General features: G+C 60.3%; 17 protein-coding genes and 1 pseudogene. 8 read left to right on the forward strand and 10 right to left on the reverse strand.

What is annotated here, in order from left to right; translation table 11 throughout:
* Positions 1-29 precede the first annotated feature (29 nt).
* The 5 genes from icmF to CR103_RS12915 all read left to right on the forward strand — a co-directional run bounded on the left by icmF (position 30) and on the right by CR103_RS12915 (position 8,561).
* Entirely contained in the window at positions 30-3,317 is a 3,288-nt protein-coding gene (icmF, locus tag CR103_RS12895) for a fused isobutyryl-CoA mutase/GTPase IcmF (RefSeq protein ID WP_099916392.1), read from the forward strand.
* Between the two features lie 180 nt (positions 3,318-3,497).
* Positions 3,498-3,803 carry a hypothetical protein gene (locus tag CR103_RS12900; RefSeq protein ID WP_099916393.1) on the forward strand — a complete coding sequence of 102 codons (306 nt, stop codon included), beginning with the start codon at positions 3,498-3,500 and terminating at the stop codon, positions 3,801-3,803.
* Positions 3,804-3,950: 147 nt separating this feature from the next.
* Positions 3,951-6,731, forward strand: coding sequence for an XrtA/PEP-CTERM system TPR-repeat protein PrsT (gene prsT / locus CR103_RS12905; RefSeq protein WP_099916394.1), 2,781 nt, complete (start codon positions 3,951-3,953; stop codon positions 6,729-6,731).
* 78 nt (positions 6,732-6,809) lie between these two features.
* A complete protein-coding gene (locus tag CR103_RS12910) occupies positions 6,810-7,640 on the forward strand; it encodes an N-acyl amino acid synthase FeeM domain-containing protein (RefSeq protein WP_229443044.1) in 831 nt (276 codons plus the stop codon).
* A gap of 9 nt (positions 7,641-7,649) precedes the next feature.
* On the forward strand, positions 7,650-8,561 hold the full coding sequence (locus CR103_RS12915) for a ThiF family adenylyltransferase (RefSeq protein ID WP_099916396.1): 912 nt from the start codon (positions 7,650-7,652) through the stop codon (positions 8,559-8,561).
* A gap of 3 nt (positions 8,562-8,564) precedes the next feature.
* Here CR103_RS12915 and CR103_RS12920 read toward each other — a convergent pair whose 3' ends face one another.
* The 10 genes and pseudogenes from CR103_RS12920 to CR103_RS12965 all read right to left on the reverse strand — a co-directional run bounded on the left by CR103_RS12920 (position 8,565) and on the right by CR103_RS12965 (position 16,175).
* Positions 8,565-9,614 carry a nitroreductase family protein gene (locus CR103_RS12920; protein ID WP_099916397.1) on the reverse strand — a complete coding sequence of 350 codons (1,050 nt, stop codon included), beginning with the start codon at positions 9,612-9,614 and terminating at the stop codon, positions 8,565-8,567.
* Between the two features lie 169 nt (positions 9,615-9,783).
* A pseudogene (locus CR103_RS23420) lies at positions 9,784-10,029 on the reverse strand (reverse transcriptase domain-containing protein); the annotation flags it as partial.
* Entirely contained in the window at positions 9,962-10,189 is a 228-nt protein-coding gene (locus CR103_RS12930; RefSeq protein WP_229443045.1) for a hypothetical protein, read from the reverse strand. The gene CR103_RS12930 and the pseudogene CR103_RS23420, both read right to left, overlap by 68 nt.
* A 144-nt stretch (positions 10,190-10,333) precedes the next feature.
* A complete protein-coding gene (pepA, locus tag CR103_RS12935; RefSeq protein ID WP_099916398.1) occupies positions 10,334-11,311 on the reverse strand; it encodes a flocculation-associated PEP-CTERM protein PepA in 978 nt (325 codons plus the stop codon).
* 167 nt (positions 11,312-11,478) lie between these two features.
* On the reverse strand, positions 11,479-12,573 hold the full coding sequence (locus CR103_RS12940) for a nucleotidyltransferase domain-containing protein (protein WP_218968482.1): 1,095 nt from the start codon (positions 12,571-12,573) through the stop codon (positions 11,479-11,481).
* Positions 12,570-13,487: an HprK-related kinase A gene (locus tag CR103_RS12945; RefSeq protein WP_099916400.1), complete on the reverse strand. Its 918-nt coding sequence runs from the start codon at positions 13,485-13,487 to the stop codon at positions 12,570-12,572. The genes CR103_RS12940 and CR103_RS12945 overlap by 4 nt, the downstream gene beginning before the upstream one ends.
* Positions 13,487-13,759 (reverse strand): HPr-rel-A system PqqD family peptide chaperone, encoded by a 273-nt coding sequence (locus CR103_RS12950; protein WP_099916401.1) that lies wholly within the window; start codon positions 13,757-13,759, stop codon positions 13,487-13,489. The genes CR103_RS12945 and CR103_RS12950 overlap by 1 nt, the downstream gene beginning before the upstream one ends.
* 19 nt (positions 13,760-13,778) lie before the next feature.
* Positions 13,779-14,375 (reverse strand): hypothetical protein, encoded by a 597-nt coding sequence (locus CR103_RS12955; RefSeq protein WP_143752595.1) that lies wholly within the window; start codon positions 14,373-14,375, stop codon positions 13,779-13,781.
* Between the two features lie 219 nt (positions 14,376-14,594).
* Positions 14,595-15,215, reverse strand: a complete 621-nt coding sequence (locus CR103_RS12960) for an XrtA/PEP-CTERM system exopolysaccharide export protein (protein ID WP_218968484.1) — start codon at positions 15,213-15,215, stop codon at positions 14,595-14,597.
* Positions 15,216-15,395: 180 nt separating this feature from the next.
* A complete protein-coding gene (locus CR103_RS12965) occupies positions 15,396-16,175 on the reverse strand; it encodes a S1 family peptidase (protein ID WP_099916404.1) in 780 nt (259 codons plus the stop codon).
* Between the two features lie 355 nt (positions 16,176-16,530).
* Between CR103_RS12965 and CR103_RS12970 the strand changes: the two genes are divergently transcribed.
* From CR103_RS12970 to CR103_RS12980, 3 genes are read left to right on the forward strand one after another with little or no spacing between them, the layout of a single operon-like run.
* On the forward strand, positions 16,531-18,069 hold the full coding sequence (locus CR103_RS12970) for an XrtA system polysaccharide chain length determinant (RefSeq protein WP_099916405.1): 1,539 nt from the start codon (positions 16,531-16,533) through the stop codon (positions 18,067-18,069).
* A gap of 24 nt (positions 18,070-18,093) precedes the next feature.
* The gene (locus tag CR103_RS12975) at positions 18,094-19,026 is read left to right on the forward strand and encodes an XrtA-associated tyrosine autokinase (RefSeq protein WP_099916406.1); all 933 of its coding nucleotides are present in this window, start codon (positions 18,094-18,096) and stop codon (positions 19,024-19,026) included.
* Positions 19,007-20,578, forward strand: coding sequence for a TIGR03016 family PEP-CTERM system-associated outer membrane protein (locus CR103_RS12980; RefSeq protein ID WP_099916407.1), 1,572 nt, complete (start codon positions 19,007-19,009; stop codon positions 20,576-20,578). The genes CR103_RS12975 and CR103_RS12980 overlap by 20 nt, the downstream gene beginning before the upstream one ends.
* The last annotated feature ends 5 nt before the right edge of the window (positions 20,579-20,583 follow it).

The following is a 20,583-nucleotide window of genomic DNA, read 5'->3' on the forward strand; positions in this document are numbered from 1 at the left end:
TATACCGTACAAGATCACCAAGGATCAACATGAACGACATTACCGCCGCCGCCAAACTGACCCCGCCTGAAGCGCCGAAACTGGCCAACAAGGTGCGTTTCGTCACCGCCGCCTCGCTGTTCGACGGCCACGACGCCTCGATCAACATCATGCGCCGCATCCTGCAGTCGAACGGCGTCGAAGTGGTCCACCTGGGCCACAACCGCTCGGTCGACGAGGTGGTGACGGCGGCGCTGGCCGAAGACGTGCAAGGCATCGCCATCTCCAGCTACCAGGGCGGCCACGTCGAATATTTTAAATACATGATCGACCTGCTGCGCGAACGCGGCGGCGCCCACATCAAGGTATTTGGCGGCGGCGGCGGCGTCATCGTCGCCGAAGAGATCGACGAGCTGCATGCCTACGGCGTCACCAAAATCTTCAGCCCGCAGGACGGCCAGCGCATGGGCTTGGTCGGCATGATCGAGTCGATGATCCGGGCCTGCGACATCGACCTTTCCGATTGGTCGCCGACCTCGCTCGATGCTTTGCAAACCGGCGACATGGACGCCCGCCACCGCCCGCTCGCCCAACTTATTACCGCACTCGAAAACGGCAAGGCCGCGCCTGCATTGCGCCAGCAACTGAACGAGGCCGCGGCCGCACGCGCCGTGCCGACGCTGGGCATCACCGGCACCGGTGGCGCCGGCAAGTCGTCGTTGACGGACGAACTGGTGCGCCGCATCCGCCTCGACCAGGGAGACGCGCTCAACATCGCCATCATCTCGATCGACCCGTCGCGCCGCAAGTCCGGCGGCGCGCTGCTGGGCGACCGGATCCGCATGAACGCGATCAATGACTGGAACGGCCAGCAGCGCGTGTTCATGCGCTCGCTTGCCACACGCGAAGCGGGCTCCGAGATTTCGCACGCGCTGCCCGACGTCATTGCCGCCTGCAAGGTCGCCGGCTTCGACCTGGTGATCGTCGAGACGTCCGGCATTGGCCAGGGCGACGCCGCCATCGTGCCGCACGTCGACTTGTCGATGTACGTGATGACGCCCGAATTCGGCGCCGCCTCCCAGCTCGAAAAAATCGACATGCTCGATTTCGCCGACTTCATCGCCATCAACAAATTCGACCGCAAAGGCGCGCAGGACGCACTGCGCGACGTCGCCAAGCAATACCAGCGCAACCGCGAACTATGGAGCGCGCGTCCCGACGAGATGCCGGTGTTCGGCACCCAGGCGTCGCGCTTCAACGACGACGGCGTCACCGCGTTATACCAGGGCCTGCTGCCGAAACTGGCCGAGCACGGCCTGGCGCTAAAACCGGGCAAGCTGGCGCGGGTGGCGCACAAGCAGTCGAGCGGCAAGCACGTCATCGTCCCCCCAAGCCGAGCGCGCTACCTGGCCGAAATCGCCGACAGCGTGCGCGGCTACCACAAGAACACCCGCAAACAAGTCGTGCTGGCGCGCGAACGCCAGCAGCTGTTGGAAGCCAAGCGCATGCTGGCCGCAAGCGGGCGCGCCGCCGACTTCGATGACCTGATTATGGAACGCGATACGGCGATGGACGCGGCTGCCCGCAAACTGCTGGCGATGTGGCCCGACATGCAAGCGGCGTACGCCGGCGACGATTACGTTGTCAAGATCCGCGACAAGGAAATCCGCACCCGGCTGGTCCAGCACACCCTGTCGGGCACCGTAATCCGCAAGGTCGCGCTGCCAAAGTATGAAGACCATGGTGAAGTACTCAAATTTTTGATGCGCGAAAACGTGCCGGGCTCGTTCCCTTTCACCGCTGGCGTGTTCGCTTTCAAACGCGAGAACGAGGACCCGACCCGCATGTTCGCTGGCGAAGGCGACGCCTTCCGCACCAACCGCCGCTTCAAGCTGGTGTCGACCGGCATGGACGCCAAGCGCCTGTCGACCGCCTTCGATTCGGTCACCCTGTACGGCGCCGATCCTGCCTTGCGGCCCGACATCTACGGCAAGGTCGGCAACTCCGGCGTGTCGATCGCCACCCTGGACGACATGAAGGTGCTGTACGACGGCTTTAATTTGTGCAGCCCGTCGACGTCGGTGTCGATGACCATCAACGGCCCGGCACCGACGATCCTGGCGATGTTCATGAACACCGCGATCGACCAGCAGGTCGACAAGTTCGTGTTGGACAACGGCCGCCAGCCGACCGACGACGAAGCGGCCAAGATCCGCGCCTGGGTGCTGGCCAACGTGCGCGGCACGGTGCAGGCCGACATCCTGAAGGAAGACCAGGGCCAGAACACCTGCATCTTCTCGACCGAGTTTTCGCTCAAGGTGATGGGCGACATCCAGGAGTATTTCGTCCACCACCAGGTGCGCAATTTCTATTCGGTGTCGATCTCGGGCTACCACATCGCCGAAGCCGGCGCCAACCCGATCTCGCAGCTCGCCTTCACGCTGTCGAACGGTTTTACGTTCGTCGAAGCCTACCTCGCGCGCGGCATGCACATCGACGATTTCGCGCCGAACCTGTCGTTCTTCTTCAGTAACGGCATGGACCCCGAGTACACGGTGCTCGGGCGCGTCGCCCGCCGCCTGTGGGCGATCGCGATGCGCGACAGGTACGGCGCCAACGACCGCAGCCAGAAGCTCAAGTACCACATCCAGACCTCGGGGCGCTCGCTGCACGCTCAGGAAATCGACTTCAACGACATCCGCACCACCTTGCAGGCCTTGATCGCCATTTACGACAACTGTAACTCGCTGCACACCAACGCCTACGACGAGGCGATCACCACGCCGACGGACGAATCGGTACGGCGCGCGCTGGCGATTCAATTGATCATCAACCGCGAATGGGGCCTGGCCAAGAACGAGAATCCGAACCAGGGTTCATTCATCATCGACGAGATGACCGACCTGGTCGAGGAAGCGGTGCTGCAGGAGTTCGAGCGCATCGCCGAACGCGGCGGCGTGCTGGGGGCGATGGAAACCGGCTACCAGCGCGGCAAGATCCAGGAAGAGTCGATGCTGTACGAGCACCAGAAGCACGACGGCACCCTGCCGATCATCGGCGTCAACACCTTCCGCAATCCAAAGGCATCCGACGTTCCGCAAAAAATCGAGTTGGCGCGTTCGACCGACGACGAAAAGCAGTCGCAGCTGACGCGCCTCGAGCAGTTCCATGATCTGCACGCGGCCGAGGCAGCGCATGCGATCGCCGACCTGCAGCAGGCGGCGATCGACAACGCCAACGTGTTCGACAAGCTGATGGACGCGGTGCGCGTCTGCTCGCTGGGCCAGATCACCAACGCGCTGTTCGAAGTCGGCGGCCAGTACCGGCGCAGCATGTAGGCAAAGTTTGTCAGGCAGGGCTGGCGGCCGGAGTGCCTGTTTTCAGCCCTGCTCCTTTCTCCACTTCAATTTTTTAAATGGCAACGATTACACGCTGATTTCGATGCCGTATCGCCATCAACATACGCGCTCGCTGGCCTGGTCCTACAATAGGAAGCATGCCCACCAGCGGAGCTGAACATGCCGATCAAGCCCGAGCAACTTGCCGCGTTGATGCATGAAGTCGAAATCGACGACCCGATCGATTTTGCCGACCTGCCGTTCGCCGAAGACGAATTGCGCCAACTGGTCGCCGCCCACCTGTGCGACATGGCCGCCGCGATGGAAAACTTCAGCACCGAGGATCGGCTGCTGACCCTGCTCGCGGTATCGGCCAAGCTGGTATTGGAAAACCTGGTCCTGCACCTGCAGCTGCTGCGCCGCCACGGCCTGCCGGTCGGCGACGGTGTCGAGGCGCTGCTGCAACGCCTACGCAAACCCGATTAAGCGCCATTCCGTGAGCGTTTCCGCAACAACGGATGAATAGCCGGGGAATAACTCATTCCTTCAGGTATTATTGACTTCCATGAAATGTATTGTCAGACCGTGGCCGACGCCTGCACGCCCGCGGTGTCCCAAACAAAAGGAATTTTTATGCCACGTCGTGTAATCAACCAGGCTTTGAGCGCCTCCGTCATCCTGACTACCCTGATGCTCGCTGCTGGCCTATCCGGCTGCGGCAAGACCGAGTCGAGTGCGTCGCTGATGGCCGAGGCCAAACAATACCAGCAAAAAGGCGACAACAAGGCCGCCCTGATCCAGTTGAAAAACGCTGCTACCAAGAGTCCGGAAGACGCCGAAGTCAGGCAGCAGCTTGCCGTTTTGTACAACCAGATAGCCGACCCGGTGTCGGCCGAAAAGGAGATCCGCAAAGCCATCAGCCTGGGCGCCGATAAGGCGCGCGCCGCGCCTGAATTGGCTAAAGCCTTAATTCTCCAGGGCAAGGCGCAAAAAGCAATCGACGAAACCGAGGCGGTCGCCGCAAACGCGGGTGCCGAACTGCTCGCCACCCGCGGCGATGCCTACCTGAGCTTGAACCAGTCGGAAAAAGCCAAGGAATCGTTTGAGAAAGCGCTCACCGCCAAGCCAGGTTTAACTTCAGCCCTGGTAGGGATGGCACGGGTGGCGATGGCGAGCAAGGACACCGAGGCCGCCTCACGCTTCATGGAGCAGGCAACCAGCGCCAATCCAAAAGACGCCACGGCGTGGTTCTTCGAAGGCGCACTGATGCGCGAACTGGGCAAGACGGACCAAGCTCTGGCGGCATTTAGCGAGGCAATCAAACTCAAGCCCGATCATATCAACGCGCGCATCGAGCGTACCAGCATGGAGATCGCCGCCGGAAAATTCGATTTGGCCGAAGCCGACCTGGACGCAGCCAGGAAGCTGGCGCCGAACTCGTTGCCTGTGCTGTACTCGCAGGCCGTACTCGACTTCACGCAAGGCAAGCACGCCGCAGCCCACGAATCGCTGCTCAAAGTACTCAGCGGCGCGCCCGACTACATGCCGGCGCTCTTACTGTCGGGCGCCGTGGAGATAAACCTTGGCACCTTGCAGCAGGCTGAACAGCACTTGCGGAAGTATCTCGAAAAAAATCCCGACAACGCTTACGCACGTAAGCTATTAGCCCAGGCCCTGCTGAGGAGCTCGCAGCCTGCGGATGCAGTCGCTACGCTTTTCCCGCTGTTGAAGGACGGAACGCAGGATGCGCAAGTGCTGGCGCTGGCCGGCGAGTCGTCGATGCAGACGCGTGACTTTAAAAAGGCGACGCAGTATTTCGAAAAAGCCTCGGCGCTGGCGCCAAATACGGCCGCCTTGCACACATCGCTCGGCTTGTCCAAACTCGGCCAGGGCCAGCAGGAATTGGCCGTCAACGAACTCGAGCGTGCAACCGAGATCGACCCGAAATCGGCGCAGGCCGGTGTTGCCCTGGTGCGCACCGAGCTGAGTCTTAAACGCTACGACAAAGCGCTGATGGCCGCCAACAAGCTGGTCGCGGCGCAGCCGGGCAATCCAATGATGCACACCCTTCAAGGTGGCGCTTACCTGAGCAAGGGCGACCGCGCTGCGGCGCGCGCTTCGTTCGAGAGGGCCAGCACACTGCAGAGCGGCTACTACCCGGCTGTCGCAAATCTGGCACAACTCGACATCGAAGACAAGAAGCCGGATGCGGCCAAACAACGTCTGCTCGCATTCCTGGAAAAAAATAAAAAGAACGCGACTGCGATGACGGCGCTGGCCGGATTGGCGCTGGCGCAGAAACAACCGGCCGAAGCAACCACGTGGCTGGAAAAAGCGAACGCCGAAAATCCGGAGGCGATCGCACCGGCGGCGCAACTGGCGATGCATTACTTGCAGACCAACCAGCAACAGAAGGCACTGACCGTGGTACGCAAGATGCAAACGGCGAATCCGGCCAATGCCGACCTGCTCGACCTGCTTGGCCAGGCCCAGATCGCTAACAACGATACCGCTGGCGCGCTGGAGACATATAGCAAACTGGTCAGCGTAGCGCCGAAGTCGCCCGCCGCCCAGCTCCGGCTGGCGTCAGTACACCTGCGGCTTAAAAATGAACCAGCAGCCACCGCCGAAGTGAAAAAAGCGCTGGCCATGGATCCGCAATTCGTCCCGGCCAAGTTACTGCAGATCGACCTCGCCATGGCCAACGGTCGCAACGATGAAGCGCTGGCACTGGCGCGTGAAATACAGAAGTCGAATGGCGGCTCGGCGGTTGGCTACACGCTCGAAGGCAATATTTTTATCGTTCAAAAGAAGCCGGAGCTGGCAATCCGGCCGTTCGAGCAGGCATTCGCCATCGCCAAGACGACATCGAATCTGCTTAAGGTGGTTGTAGCATTGAACGCGTCGGGCAAGGCCAGCGCGGCCGATGCCAGGGTCGCCCAGTGGCAGCAGAGCCATCCGGCCGATCCGTTGCTGGCGATGTTCATGGGTGAGTCCTACCTGGCCAACAAGCAGTACAAGCCAGCCATCGACCAGTTCGAAGCAGTGCTGAAGGTTACTCCGGACAACCTGGCTGTGCTCAACAACCTGGCCGTGGCTTATCAGGAACAAAAAGACCCACGCGCGCTCGACACCGCCGAGCGCGCCTTGAAACTGGCACCCAACAGCGCGGCAGTGTTGGATACCGTGGGCTGGATCTTGGTACAGCAGGGCAATGTCACGCGCGGTTTGCCGTTATTGCAGAAAGCCGTTGCGCTACAGCCTGCCTCGACCGAGCTACGCTTCCACCTCGCGGTGGCGCTCGACAAGTCAGGCGACAAGAAACTTGCACGGCAGGAGCTCAATACGTTGCTTTCAAACAATAAGCCTTTTCCCCAGATCGACGAAGCTAAGACCTTGCTGAAACTTCTTTGAGAAAGTTTTCAGCATGATGGCGTCTTTAGCCATGTGCCTTGGCTAAGCTTGTAAGCAAAAAATTTGGGGAGGTTTGCCGTGACTATCGAGACTGAACTGCTGGTGCCAGCTGTAAAAGATGTAAGTGTTACTACTGCTGACCTGGGGGAACAGACTACTCAAGCACAACACAATAATATGTTTTCTATTCAATATGATGAATACGAGGACGTTATTGTTAATCAAGATCAATACGGCATCCGAATGACCGACACCGCAAAAGGCCGGAACTCGGCCAGCGTGTTAATCAACAAGATGTACGCTTGGCGCGGCTATGCTGGCGCCCATCAATTAAGCAACGATCCAAACCGTATTACACTCGTCGCTGCCGACCATGGAAAGACAGTGGGTACGCTGACAATCGGCCTCGACTCGCCTATCGGACTGATGGCTGACCAGATTTTTAAACAGGAAATAGATGCCCACCGGCAGTGCGGCGCACGGTTGTGTGAATTTACCAAACTTGCCTTTGATACCGAAGTACAGTCGAAATTTTCGCTCGCTAACCTTTTTCATTTGGCCGTGATTTATGCGCGCGATATCCATCACTGCACCGACATCTTGATCGAAGTGAACCCGCGCCACCGCCGTTTCTACGAGCATATGCTTGGATTCAAGCGCGAAGGCGAAATGCGCATTAATCCCCGCGTGAATGCCCCGGCCTATCTATTGCGTGTCAACCTCGAGTACGTGACTGAGCAAATCCATGCGCTCGGCGGCACCTTCAGCAACGGCGTGATCGGACGTTCGTTCTATCCGTATTTTTTCTCGCCCCGCGAAGAGCGTGGCATCATCAACTGCCTGTTGCTGGTCGACGAACATCAATCCGCCCACCGTGAGGCGCCGGCTAACATCTCATCTTCCTGCTAATATTTTAAAATGACAACTTCTTTTTCTGTCGTACGGCGTAACAGCGTCGCGCGCGTTGCACCATTTTCCTATCAACGGGCGTTTTCGCGCAATATCGGCTGGGTGACGCAGGAAGAGCAGGCGATTTTGCGCACCAAACGGGTGGCGATTGCCGGCGGCGGCGGCGTCGGCGGCCAGTATCTGCTGACCTTGGCAAGGCTCGGTATCGGCGCCTTCCGCATTGCCGACTTCGACACCTTCGATATCGCCAACTTCAACCGCCAGGCCGGCGCTACGATGAGCACTTTGGCCCAGCCGAAAGTAGACGTGATGGCGGCCATGGCGCGCGATATCAACCCCGAACTCGACATCCAGATTTTCCCCGCCGGCATAAACAAAGACAACCTGCCCGAATTTCTCGACGGCGTCGATTTGTACATCGACGGTCTGGACTTCTTTGCTTTTGACATTCGACAGCAAACCTTCGCGCTGTGCGCCTCGCTTGGGGTGCCGGCAACCACAGTGGCGCCGCTCGGCATGGGCGCGGCATTGCTGAATTTTATGCCAGGCAAGATGACGTTCGAGGAATATTTTCGCTGGGGCGACTTGCCCGAACTCGACAAGGCGATCCGCTTCGTCGTCGGTCTCGCCCCGGCCGGGCTGCACCGGGGTTACCTGATCGAACCATCAGCAGTCAATTTTGCCGAACGGCGCGGGCCATCGACCGTCATGGGGATCCAGCTGTGCGCCGGCATCGCCGCAACCGAAGCATTGAAGATCCTGCTCAATCGCGGCCCCGTGCGTTGCGCACCGCACGGCATGCAATTCGACGCCTATCGCAACAAAATCAGTCACACCTGGCGGCCAGGTGGCAACGGCAACCCGATCCAGCGTTTCGCTATTGCGATCGGCACGCGCCAGTTTGCCAAGGCTGCGAAGTAGCCTTCAGGCCCCGCTGGTGTCGGTAAATACCGACACCAGCGCCAGCCGCCGCGAGCGTACCGGCGCCGCCTTTGGATAACCGACGCGCAGGATCATGTGCAGCTTCTCCCACTGCGCCAGTCCCAGCAATGTTTGCAACTGCCGCTCCACGGCTTTGACCTGCGCATCGAATCCCACTGCCAGCGTGCCCTCATGCAAGCGGTTGAGCTGGTCGGTCACAACATAATAGGGTTGCACCGCAACCCCTCCAAGATTAAGCTCGGTCCACGCGCGCGTCAGCAGGCGCCCGGCGCCGATCGTGCCGGCGCTATCGGCCGGCCCGATGACGCACAATAATGCCGGCGCTGCCGCGATCAGCCCCACCTCCGAGCGTGCCAGCAGCTTGTAAGCGCCGAACCGGTTCAGCGTGCGCATTCTGCCCCAGTCGGAAATGAAACCGAGCATCGACCTGCCGCCCAGCGGCAAGCCCAGGCTGTCCATGTCCAGGCCATCCCCGCGCGCGACCTCCGCTGGTGTGTAGCGCAGGCTGCCGAACAGCCATTTGTGCAGGTCATGATTGCAAAACCGCGCTTCCGAACTGATCCGCACCAGCCGTACCAGCGCGGCGCGCGCGGTCGGATCCTGCAGTATAGCGATACGGTTTCCTCCTTCGCGGCAAGCGCCGACCCGCGCGACCATTTCCACCGGCAATTTCTGGCGTCCAAACGCGAGCCGGTTAGTGTGCCGGCTTTGCGGCCCTTCCGGTGTGGTGAAGGTGGCAGGAAGGCCGTTCAGCGCCACCGCGCCATAAGGCTGGCGCTGGTCAGTTGACCAATCCCAGCTGCCTTGCAGGCCGTTTGCGCCGAGCGCCATGTCGAGGTTCTCGGCCACGGCGCCAATGCCCATCAGCGTTGCATGGCTGCGGGCCGAAAACACATTGGTCGCGGCGTGCCGCTTGGCATAGCTGATCGCCAGCGTCTTGCCGTTCCAGGTCAGGTGCCACGGCTGTGCATTGTCGGCCGATGGGGCTAGCGCACCTACGGCAGCCAGCTCGGCGATAAAAGTCGGAGGCATGGGAATCGATTCAGGAATAGCGACGTTGCTAGCCTAACACGTTGAGGATTCGAAATGCGGCGTCTGTCAACATCCGAAGAACATCGGCATAGGGGGCAGCTATTGTAGCTGCTCCCCTGCCATACCACCCGGCATGCGGGTCCGCACCGGGCGGTTCGAGTAGTTGAGGTCATGTGAGACGAGGCATGCCAAGACGGTCAAAGTAAGCGATTGTCAGCACACTGTTCAATGCCAAAGCGCTGTTGTGCCACCAGCGGCGGCTATTCGCCGCCACCATCCGCGCCACGTTGAGTGGCGCCCCAAGTTTCAGCCGTTCCCGGTACATCGTCGTGCCTCGACGCCATTGCTTAAGTTGAATCGCCCGCATCCGGTGCAGCATCCATTCGTCGAGCTTGCGCCAGACTCCTGCGGTTCGGTGGCCTTTTCAGCCATGAGGCGAGATCTCCCCGGGTAAGAACGCACTCCTTCACTGCACAACCGCCGGATTTACGCCACTTCGCCTCGACCACAAAAGCTTCGCGGTTTTTCGCCCGCTCGCCTTGCTCGGCAGCGCCTTCCATCCGATTCTTGTACATCGGCTCGCAGTTGCGCTTCACTTCGCTCGCTGTGGTCAGCTTGCGGCGGGACTTTCACCCACAAGAGTGCGCCCATGCTGGGCGCACGAAAAAAAACCCGTCGCAGTGACGGGCTTTCCGGGCAGGAATGTATAACGCAGCGAATCAAGCCTTGCGACGACGAACCGTTGCGCCAACGCCCAGCAGACCGAGGCCCATCAGGGCGAGCGAAGTTGGCTCAGGGACAGCGTTGTTAAACGAGGTTTGGCCGCCAGCATTGATTGCAACAGTGCCATCGTTGTTAAACACCGCACCGCCGCTCTGGTTGTTGAAGCCACTTAACGACATGGTAAAGAATGGAATTGGCGCGATGAAGAAGTTTTTGCCAGCATTGGTCAGCGTGAACGTGGTGTTGGCGTTCAGCGTGGCACCACCCAGGAAATTCAATTCAGCCAGACCCACCGTCAGCGCGCCCGAGCCCAGCAACACGTCATTGCCGGTATTGGTAACGGCGGCTTCGATACCACCTCCACCTGCGTTGGTGCCGGCTTGCGTGAAGATGGTGTCACCGCCGATGTCGGCCCAAAAATCGAACGACAGCGCCGTCACGACGTTCTTCTGCGTGCTGCCAATTGTGCTGATGGTCGTATCTTCGAGGTGGAACTTCACATAGAGGTCAATAGTCCTTTTAGAAGCAACATCGTACAAGGTGATATTATTTGGGCCGGCGTTGAAGAAGCCATACTTGATATAACCATCAGCATAGTGACCGTTATTGGCCGCATTGGCATGCAACAGTTCGGATGAGTTGCCGGTGAGCGCCTGTGCAACGAATGGCGTTTCATCAATATGAAATCCGCCGACGACGGAAATTTGACCAGCGCCAATCGATCCCGGGTTGACGGTGAAGTTGGTTGGCGAAGAAGCTGCCTGAGCCGCTGACGATACGCCGAATGCCAATGCCAGCGCTGCGACGGTAGCAAGGACATTTTTCTTGAAGTTTGCCATGTATTTCTCCTGAGTATTACGACTATATTTTCCGTCGCTTGTGATGCGATAGCGATAGTGATCTCTTATAAGCAGTAACCGTGCCAGATAAATAATTGTTATTAACATCAAACACTTGCCGAAAACCGCCGCCATTTTCAGAACTCGAGTGTAAGAAATCTCGACAAAAACACGCTAAGTGCAGTTGTTTTTTAGATATAGTATAATTTCAGGAGAGATATTTTAATATTAACTATGACAAAAGTCGCAGCCGCTTTGCCGTCGCGGCTGAAGAACACCTCTGGCAACGCCACGCCGGTTTGCTAGTGGGTTGCCGCTTTGCTTTCCGGCTTGGGTCTGATAAACGCTTTCTGAAACAAGTGGCGCGCCAGCATCAGCGGCGGCATGCGCAGCCAGTTGCCCCGGATATACAAGGCAAACCGCGTTGCCGCACTCGCCCAGTCGGTGCAACTGGGGTGCGGCGGCAGCAGGGCGCGGCCAAACAGCTGATCCATCAGCGCCAGCAGCAGGGCGTTCGGCCGTCCCGCCGAGATGGCGTCAAGCACTGCGCCCGGCACCGGCGTACCCAGCAGGTGCGCCGCGTAACGCAGCGCGTAAAACAAGGGGCGCGACAATTGCAGCTCGGCCGCGCGGCGCGGCAGCGTCTTCCAGAATGCGGGGTCGGCGCCAAATTGCTGCAGCAACCGGTGGATGTCGAGCAGGTCGCGCAGGCCATGATTGAATTCCCCCTCGTAAAACAAATGCACCGCGCTATGCAGCACCATGTCGGCCGGCGCCAGCACCCACAGGTCCGGCTGGCCGTCAACCGCAACCGCGGCGGCGCGCAATTTATCCGGATCCGGCCAGACGGCGGCCGTCTGCGGCAGGATCGCATGGTGCACGTCGATGACGCTCTGGCGTTTCACGTGATGCATCGGCGGCAACTCGTGCATCCACTGGCGATAATAGCGCTGGTCGTAGGCGTCGTGATGCCCGGACACCCAGCCATTCATCATCAACGCCGCTTCCGTCGCGTCAAGCCCGGCCTTCGGCACCAGGATGTCGATGTCGGAAAACAGGCGCCCATGCGAACAGGCCAGGCCAGCCTGCGTATAGGCAGCGCCCTTGAGCAGGATCAGCGGCACGCCCACGCCGCGCAGCGCCGCGCCGATCTTGCCGACCTCGAAGGCGACTGCCTGGCGGTGGCGCTGCGCATGCGGCCGCACCCATTCCAGTTTGGCCCGCGCCGGTGCCGGAATCTGCTCCAGCAAATCGTGCTGCTGGACCAGGTACAGCAGGCTGGCGGCCAGGTCGGCACTGTCGGCCTGGCGCAGCATCAAGTCCCACTCGCGCAGCGTAAGGGCGACAAGGCGACCAGGGTCCTGCCATACCTGCAGCAAGTGAGGGCGCGGCGTCACGGTGCGCCCCGCGCCAGCGCGTCGAAACGCTCGATTGCTTCGGCCAGCGAGCTATAAGTAAATTGATAACAATCGCTGCGCTCGATGAGGCCGCCGAGGGCCGCGAAGCCGGCCGCGCCCACCACGCTGTAATTGAAGGAATTTTCGGCCACCTGCATGAAGGCGCGCGCCTTGGGCAGCGGCGCCATGACCAGCGCCGAGCCGGCCTGGTAGCGGGGGAAAATCACCCAACCCGGCAGCGCCCGCTCGCCGGCGCGCGCGATGCTTGCCGCCGGCGGCAACAGGTGCGCAATGGTGCCCTTGACGGTGCCGGCAACCGCGCGGCTCATGACGGCATCGGCGACGAAGGCGCGGATTACCCCGATCGACGCGTTTTTCAGGCTGATCGGGCGCGGCACGGGAGTGAGCAAGCCGTCATCGAGTCCCACCAGGGTGAGTTCGTCGGACAGCAAGCGCCAGCCCGAATTGACCAGGGCCGCGCACAGCGTGCTTTTCCCGGAACCGGGCGGCGCCGGCATGATGACCGCGCGCCCGTGCTTTTCCACCACCGCGGCATGCAGAATCAGGTAGCTATGGGCACGGCCGGTAATGCACCAGTTCAAGACCCACTCGAGCATCGGAAACGCCTGGTCCAACGGCAGCGGCAGGAAAGGGTGATCGCCGTCGAAATGGAAATTGACCTGGCGCCGAAACCACCTGCGCCAGCCGGCACTTGCGCTCAGGGTGACATAGAAATCGGCGTAATCGGCTTGCGGTTCGAACCGATGGGCGGCATACATGCGGGCGATGCCGTCGATGATATGGGGAATCGTCGACTTGATGCAAGTGGTGAACGGGCCTGTGCGAAGGTAGAGCCCGCTGCCGCGCAACAAGGCATCGAGTTGCGGCCGGGCCAGGGTGGAAACCGCCGGCATCAAACGCGGTCGATCAGCACAAGCGACTGCAATTGGTCGAGAACGACGGACAATTCGGCGATGTCCGGCTGGTCGTTGCCGGTGTCGCCAAGCGGACCGAGCGCATCGAGCACAGCCGCCGCCGACAGCGGCCCCCGCTGCTGCAACAAGAATAATATTTCCATTGCAAACGACTCCAGCAAATGCGTATCGCCGGAAAGGCTGTTGTACACCACAAACTCTTCATCCCAGCCGTAATGCCCCAGGGTCTGCCCGGTTGTTACTTTCCACATCGGATCATGAACTCTTGTACTAGTCGTGCGTGTTTTCCAGATACGTCCTCAGCGCCTCGGCGTTCCACGAAGTTCCAGCGCGCGGAATGTAGTGTCCATAGGTGACGAAATCGTGCCACATTTTCTTCAGCCCATCGACAGTGAGGAAAGAAATTTTCCCGGAAAGCACATTTAAATACGTTGCCACCAGATGCATCCCCAAACTGTACGGATCCATGCCAGGATCATCATTCGTCAGCATCTGGAGCATCGTGCCGCTCTGGTACAAGCCGGTCCCGCCACGCGGAAATACCGACGAAAACAGCTGTTCACGGGCTGCCGGGGGCGGCCAGGTGCGTTCGCTTTTTTTCCAGAAGCCGGGCGCCAAGCCCTCGCACCTCAGGGTGACGTTCGATGGCCTGCTGTCCAAGCCGGTCGACATCGACCCGGACGCCGATTTGCACATCATGGGAGACGCCATGCCCGGTTGGCTGGCCAGGGTCAAAATGACGCCGGATACGCCGACGCCAGCGCGCGCGAAGCGCCGGCGCGCGGCGCCGGCCCCGCTCATCGATGCGTCCGGCGCTGGTGTCGGGGCAAGTTCCCCCTTGCCGTCAAGTTGATCTGGAATATTCACGGTCTAGTCCTAAATGTTGTATGCATGATCACGGCGACGCGTCAATTCAATCGGATCGGCCGGACAGAGGGGTGCGGGAACGGTTGTGTAATATTCGCTCCACCTTCTTATATTTTTAGAAAATTATATAAAAATCAACCACTTGCAATGCCAAGGTTCAATTTCGTGGATTCAGTGCCGACAGGCTGGCAGCAGCCTGTAAGAAAAATCGACAAATTTTTAGAAGAAGCTTTCAGGGATCACCAGCACATCGCCCGGCCGCATGTTGACGTTAGCCGAAATGTCGCCTTGCTTGATCAGGTCATCAAGCCGCACCGGCATTTTCTGCATCTTGCCATCGACCTTGCGCAAGATGCTCGCCCTGTTACCAGAGGCGAACTCGGTGACACCGCCGACGGCAATCAGCACGTCCATCAGCGACATGTCACTGCGATACGACAGCGCTTGCGGCTTGGCGGCTTGGCCGATGACCCGGATCTGCTCATCATAAGTGCCGACAAAGCCGGTAACGATCACCGTGACCACTGGTTGCTGGATAAACTTGGCCAAGGCTTTTTCAATATCGCGCGCCAATTGGGTCGAGGTCTTGCCGCTGGCCGGCAAGTCTTCCACCAGCGGCGTGGTGATTTTTCCATCCGGACGCACCGGTACCGACATCGATACCTCGGGATTGCGCCACACAATGATGTTGACGTTATCGCCGGGGCCGATCAGGTAGTCAGGAGTCGCCACTTTCGGCAGCTCGACAGGTGTGGTGCGGGTGCTGGCGCAACCGCCGAGCGTCAGCGCCGACAGCGCCACGGCGGCCAAAGCCAGCCATTTGATCGATTTCACTTGCAGTATGTTCACGTCGCGTTCCCTTGAATATGGTGGCGGCTGCAAAAGCGCCCGGCCATTCGATTTGTGTGCACGCAAGCACCACCTACGGCACAGAAGAATTGTTATTTAAGTATTTTTTGCCGTTGGTATTTTATACCATCGTGGTCCGGAATTATGCCCAGGCGCATCAGAAATATTTTCTCACGGCGATTTTTGTTGCAATAACTCGCTTACGTAGCGCACCGGGATGGCATAGGCGATGCCGCTTGGATTGGTGATGGCATTTTCCTTCAGGCCCCTGACGAGCGTCTGGTTGATCACCGCCAGTACCGCGCCGGTCGCGGGATCGTAGACCGGGCTGCCGCTGTTGCCAGGGTAGGCCGTGCCGTCGAGCTGGAAAATCGCAAAAGGCGTGCGCTGCAGTTGGGCGATGGCGCGCACGTCGAGCTTGCGCGAATTAATCGATGGCATGACGATCGGTGTAATCGCCGCCAGCAAGGCGCGGTGCGTGGCGGGATGCAAACCAAGGACCATGCCAAGGGGAAACCCGGTAAACGCCAGTTCCTGGCCCTCGGCGGCACTACCCGAGTTGCCCAGTTTCATGGCCGGCAAAGGTGCGCCGCTGATGCGCAAGTGTGCCAGGTCGTGGGTCTGGTCGAGCGCGATGAGCACCGCGGGACGAAATTCGATATCGGCGCCGCGTGCGATCACCACGCCCAGGGTTTCGCGCTTTTCCGTGTCCAACTGTTGCGGCACCACATGCGCATTGGTAATGACGCTCAGGCCGTCGCCGACGACAAATCCGGTGCCGTTAAAGACGGTTGCAGGACTGCGCGTGGCCAAGGTAGTGCCGACACCGACGACAGATTGCTTGACGGCCGCGACGATGCGAACCAGTTCGCCGGCCTGAAGCGGGATCGAAAACAGGCATGCGGCCGATAGGGCCAGCGCGCGCGCGGCGCGCGATTGGAAGATGTGCATGATCTCGCGTGATAAAAAATAAGAATGTAAAAAACAATGGATTACCACGATTTCGGCTGGATATATTACTTTTATTGCAATGCTAATTGCTATTTATCCGAGCCAAAAATGCAATCAGCGCCATCGACGGCAAGCTCAGCCGATACCTCCAAACAGCGTAATTCCTTGACTTTGAGTAATAATATGCGCTTTTTACAACGCCACCTGTTGCTTTAAGTGGATTTTCTTGCATGACGTACCCGCATTTTCCATTACGCAATTGCAATTGCTCCAAGTACAAGCGATGATATGCTAAATTTCCTTTGCGCATCGGCGCCCCCAACCCTGGTCGTACCATTATGGCGAGATTGACGAGATGGCAGAACTGACAGCCGTAATTTTGACTTTTCTTAAAGCAATAGGAAAATACCGCTGGTACGCGGTGGTGATTTCCTGGGTCGTTGCGCTCATCGGCTGGGCGGTCGTCTACAAGCTGCCCAACGATTACCAGGCTTCGGCCCGGGTATACGTCGACACCCAGAGCATTTTGAAGCCGCTGATGGCCGGCATGACCACGCTGCCGAACCTGGACCAGCAAGTGATCTTCATGCGCCGCACGCTGATCAGCCGTCCCAACGTCGAGCGCGTCATGCGCATGGCCGACCTTGACGTCAAGACCAGTTCGGCCAACGACCATGAAAAACTGGTTAATGAGCTGATGGCGCAAATCAAGATCCTCGGCACCGAGCGTGACGACATCTACACCATCACATACAACAACCCCAATCCGAAGCTTGGCAAGGAAGTGGTGCAGTCGCTGCTGACAATTTTCGTCGAAGGCAGTTTCGGCGGCAAGAAGCAGGATTCTGAAAAAGCTGTCCAGTTCATCGACGACCAGATCAAGTCGTACGAAGAGAAGCTGGCCAGCGCCGAAAGCGCCATGAAGGATTTCAAGATCCGCAACATGGGCCTGCTGCCGCGCCAGGGCGATTACAGCGGCAAGATGGCCGACGTCTCCGATGCGCTCAGCCAGGCCAAACTGGAACTGCTCGAAGCTGAACAGGCGCGCAACGCCATCAAGCGCCAGATCGCCGGCGACGACCCGGTGCCGGCGGTAGGTGCCGAAGCGGTTGAGCAGTCCGACCCCAATCCCGAACTCGACGGCCGCATCGACGCCCTCAACAAACAACTCGACACGATGCGCCTGCAGTACACCGAGGCGCATCCCGATATTCTTGCCGCCAAGCGTCTGCTCGGCCAGCTCCAGGAACGCAAGAAGGAAGAGGCGAAGAAAAAGAAGCGCAGCGCCGACCCGGGCGCCAATTACAGCCCGATGTTGCAGCAGATGAACGTGGCGCTATCGGTAGCCGAGGCGCGCGTCGCGTCGCTGCGCGCGCGCGTCGATGAATACAATGCGCGCAACGCTGCCATGCGCAGCCAGAGCAACGCGGCGCCGGAAGTCGAAGCGCAACTGGCGCAGCTGAACCGCGATTACGCGGTCAACCGCGACAACTATCAGAAACTGGTGGAGCGGCGCGAGTCGGCCAAGCTGTCGGGCGACCTTAGTTCGGCCACCGACATGCTGACCTTCCGCGTCATCGATCCGCCGACAGTGCCGCTGGCGCCGGCCGGGCCGAACCGGCCGCGCCTGTTCTCGCTGGTGTTCGTCGGCGCGCTGGTGGCCGGGCTGGCTATGGCGCTCTTGATGAGCCAGGTACGACCGACTTTCCTCAGCCAGGGGTCGCTGCGCGAAGTGACCGGGGTACCGATCCTCGGCAGCATCGGCATGAACTGGACCAATGAGCATAAAGTAAAGCGCAGGCGGCGCCTGTACGCCATGGCGGCATCCGTACTGGCGCTGTTTAGCGCCTACGGCAGCGTGATGGCCTTAATTCTGATCCGTCCTTCGCTGTAACGTGGCGATCACCAGGAGCCCAACGTGAGCATCATTGAAAAAGCCGCAAATCGCATCGACAACAACAGGGAACCGGTCCGGGTTACGCCCGTTACGCCCGCTAGGCCCGATGCGCCGGCAATCCCGGCCGCCCAACCGCTGATCGAAGCGGCAATGGCCGCGCGCGTGCAGGCGGCAGTGCCGCGCCCGTCCGCTGCGCCTGCCGCGCCGGCCAGGCCGCGCAAGCGAAGCACCAAACGCGTCGAACTCGACCTGAACCGGATGCGCGACATGGGCATGGTCACCGCCGCCGGCGGGCGCACCTTGCTGGTGGAAGATTTCCGCATCATCAAACGGCCGCTGATCAAGCGCGCCTTTGCCGAGCCGATCGACGGCGATCCGCCCGGCAACCTGATCATGATCACCAGTTCGCTGCCGGGCGAAGGCAAGACCTATTGCGCCATCAACCTGGCAATGAGCATCGCGATGGAACTGGACCACACCGTGCTGCTGATCGACGCCGACGTCGCCCGCCCATCGGTGCTGCGCACGCTCGGCTTGCCAGCCCAGCCCGGCCTGATGGACATCTTGCTCGACGACAAGCTCGACCTGGCCGACGTCATGCTGCGCACCAACGTCGACACGCTCAGCATCCTGCCGGCCGGCACCAGCACGCCGCGCGCCACCGAGCTGCTGGCGAGCCAGTCGATGAGCACGTTTTTGTACGAGATCGCCCACCGCTATCCGGACCGCATCGTCATCTTCGATTCGCCGCCGCTGCTGTTGACTTCCGAAGCGCACGTGCTGGCCACCCATATGGGCCAGATCGTGCTGGTGGTCGAGTCCGAAACCACCACCCAGCACGCAGTGAAGGAATCGCTACGCCAACTCGAAGGCTGCAGCAACGTCAACCTCATCTACAACAAGACACGTGAATTCCCCGGTATCGAAGAAACCTATGACTACCACTATGGCTAAGCGCTGGCGCACATCCAGGCCGGCAGCGCTGCCGCTGGCCGCGCCGGTCGCCGTGCTGGCCCTGTTGATGTCGCCGCAATGCCGCGCCGACTGGAGCATCACGCCCTCGGTCGACCTGCGCGGAACCTATTCCGACAACGTCAAGCTCGAAGCGGACCAGCTGGCCCGCGGCCAGTTCATCACCGACCTGGCGCCATCGCTGTCGATCGCCAACCACGGTCCGCGCCTGAAACTGACTGCCGCCTTCACCACTCACCTGTACGCCTATTCGAACCAGCGGCTTGACGGCACCAACAGCTCGCAACGCCAGCTCGCTGCCAACGCCCGTGCCAGGCTGGTCGAAGACCTGCTGTTTTTCGACGCCACCGCCGCGATCGCCCAGCAAGCCATTTCGGCCTTCGGCCCGCAGGTCGCCAATAACGGCTATGCCGGCACCAACCGCGCCGAAGTGAGCACCTGGCGCCTCAGTCCCTATCTCGCGCACCGCTTCGGTTCGACCGCGACGGCCGAGCTGCGCTACGCGCGCGATTCGGTCAAGTCGGGCAACGCCGGGCTCGGCGACAGCATCGGCAACACCGTGTCGACGTCGATTTCCAGCGGCGCCGCTTTCCGCACCATCGGCTGGGGCCTGCAGGCAAGCCACCAAAATCTCGACAGCACGCGCGGCGGCAAGTCGACCGCGGACGCCGCTTCCGCCCGGCTCAGCTGGCGTGTTTCCGAATCGCTACGCCTGAACGCCAACGGCGGCTACGACAAGTACGACTATAAGGCGCTGGAGGGCGCCACCGCCGGCCCCAGTTATTCGATTGGCTTGGCGTGGGCGCCGTCGTTGCGCACCCAGGTCCAGGCCAGCGCGGGCAAGCGTTATTTTGGCGACAGCTACGCGTTCGAGGCCACCCACCGCAGCCGCCATTCGGTCTGGAGCATCAATTACAACGACGCGGTGACCACCACCCGCGGCCAATTCCTGCAGCCGGTTGCGGTCGACACGGCGGCGTTGCTCAACGGCCTGTTCAGCGCCACCATCAGCGATCCGGTGGCCCGCCAGCAAGCGGTCGACGCCTACATCCGCAGCAACGCCCTGCCTGCGACGCAAATCCAAAACACCAACGCGTTCAGCAATCGTTATTTTCTGCAAAAACAGTTCCGCGCCTCGGCCGCCTTCAACACCGCCCGCACCGTCACCTTGTTCTCGCTGAACGCCACCAAACGCAACGCCTTGTCGATCCGGCAGGCCGCGATCGGCTTGCCGGGCAACAGCCGGTCCGAGCTGAACGACAACACCAAACAGGCCAGCGCCGCAGTGTCGCTCAACTATAAGATGTCGCAGCGAAGCGGCGCCACCCTGATGGTAAGTAAAACACGCACCGAATCGCTGACGACCGGCCAGAGGGACGACCAGCTTCTGCTAAACCTGGGCATGACGCGCCAGTTGCAGCAAAAGCTCAAGGGCGCGATCGAACTGCGCCGCGCCCGAGGCAACGCGCTGACCCTTGGCGGGCGCACCTATCGCGAGAACGCCCTCACTGCGTCTCTTTCTTATCAGCTATAGCGGAG

The organism is Massilia psychrophila, assembly GCF_002760665.1.
In the GTDB taxonomy this organism is placed as follows: domain Bacteria; phylum Pseudomonadota; class Gammaproteobacteria; order Burkholderiales; family Burkholderiaceae_D; genus JAFCUW01.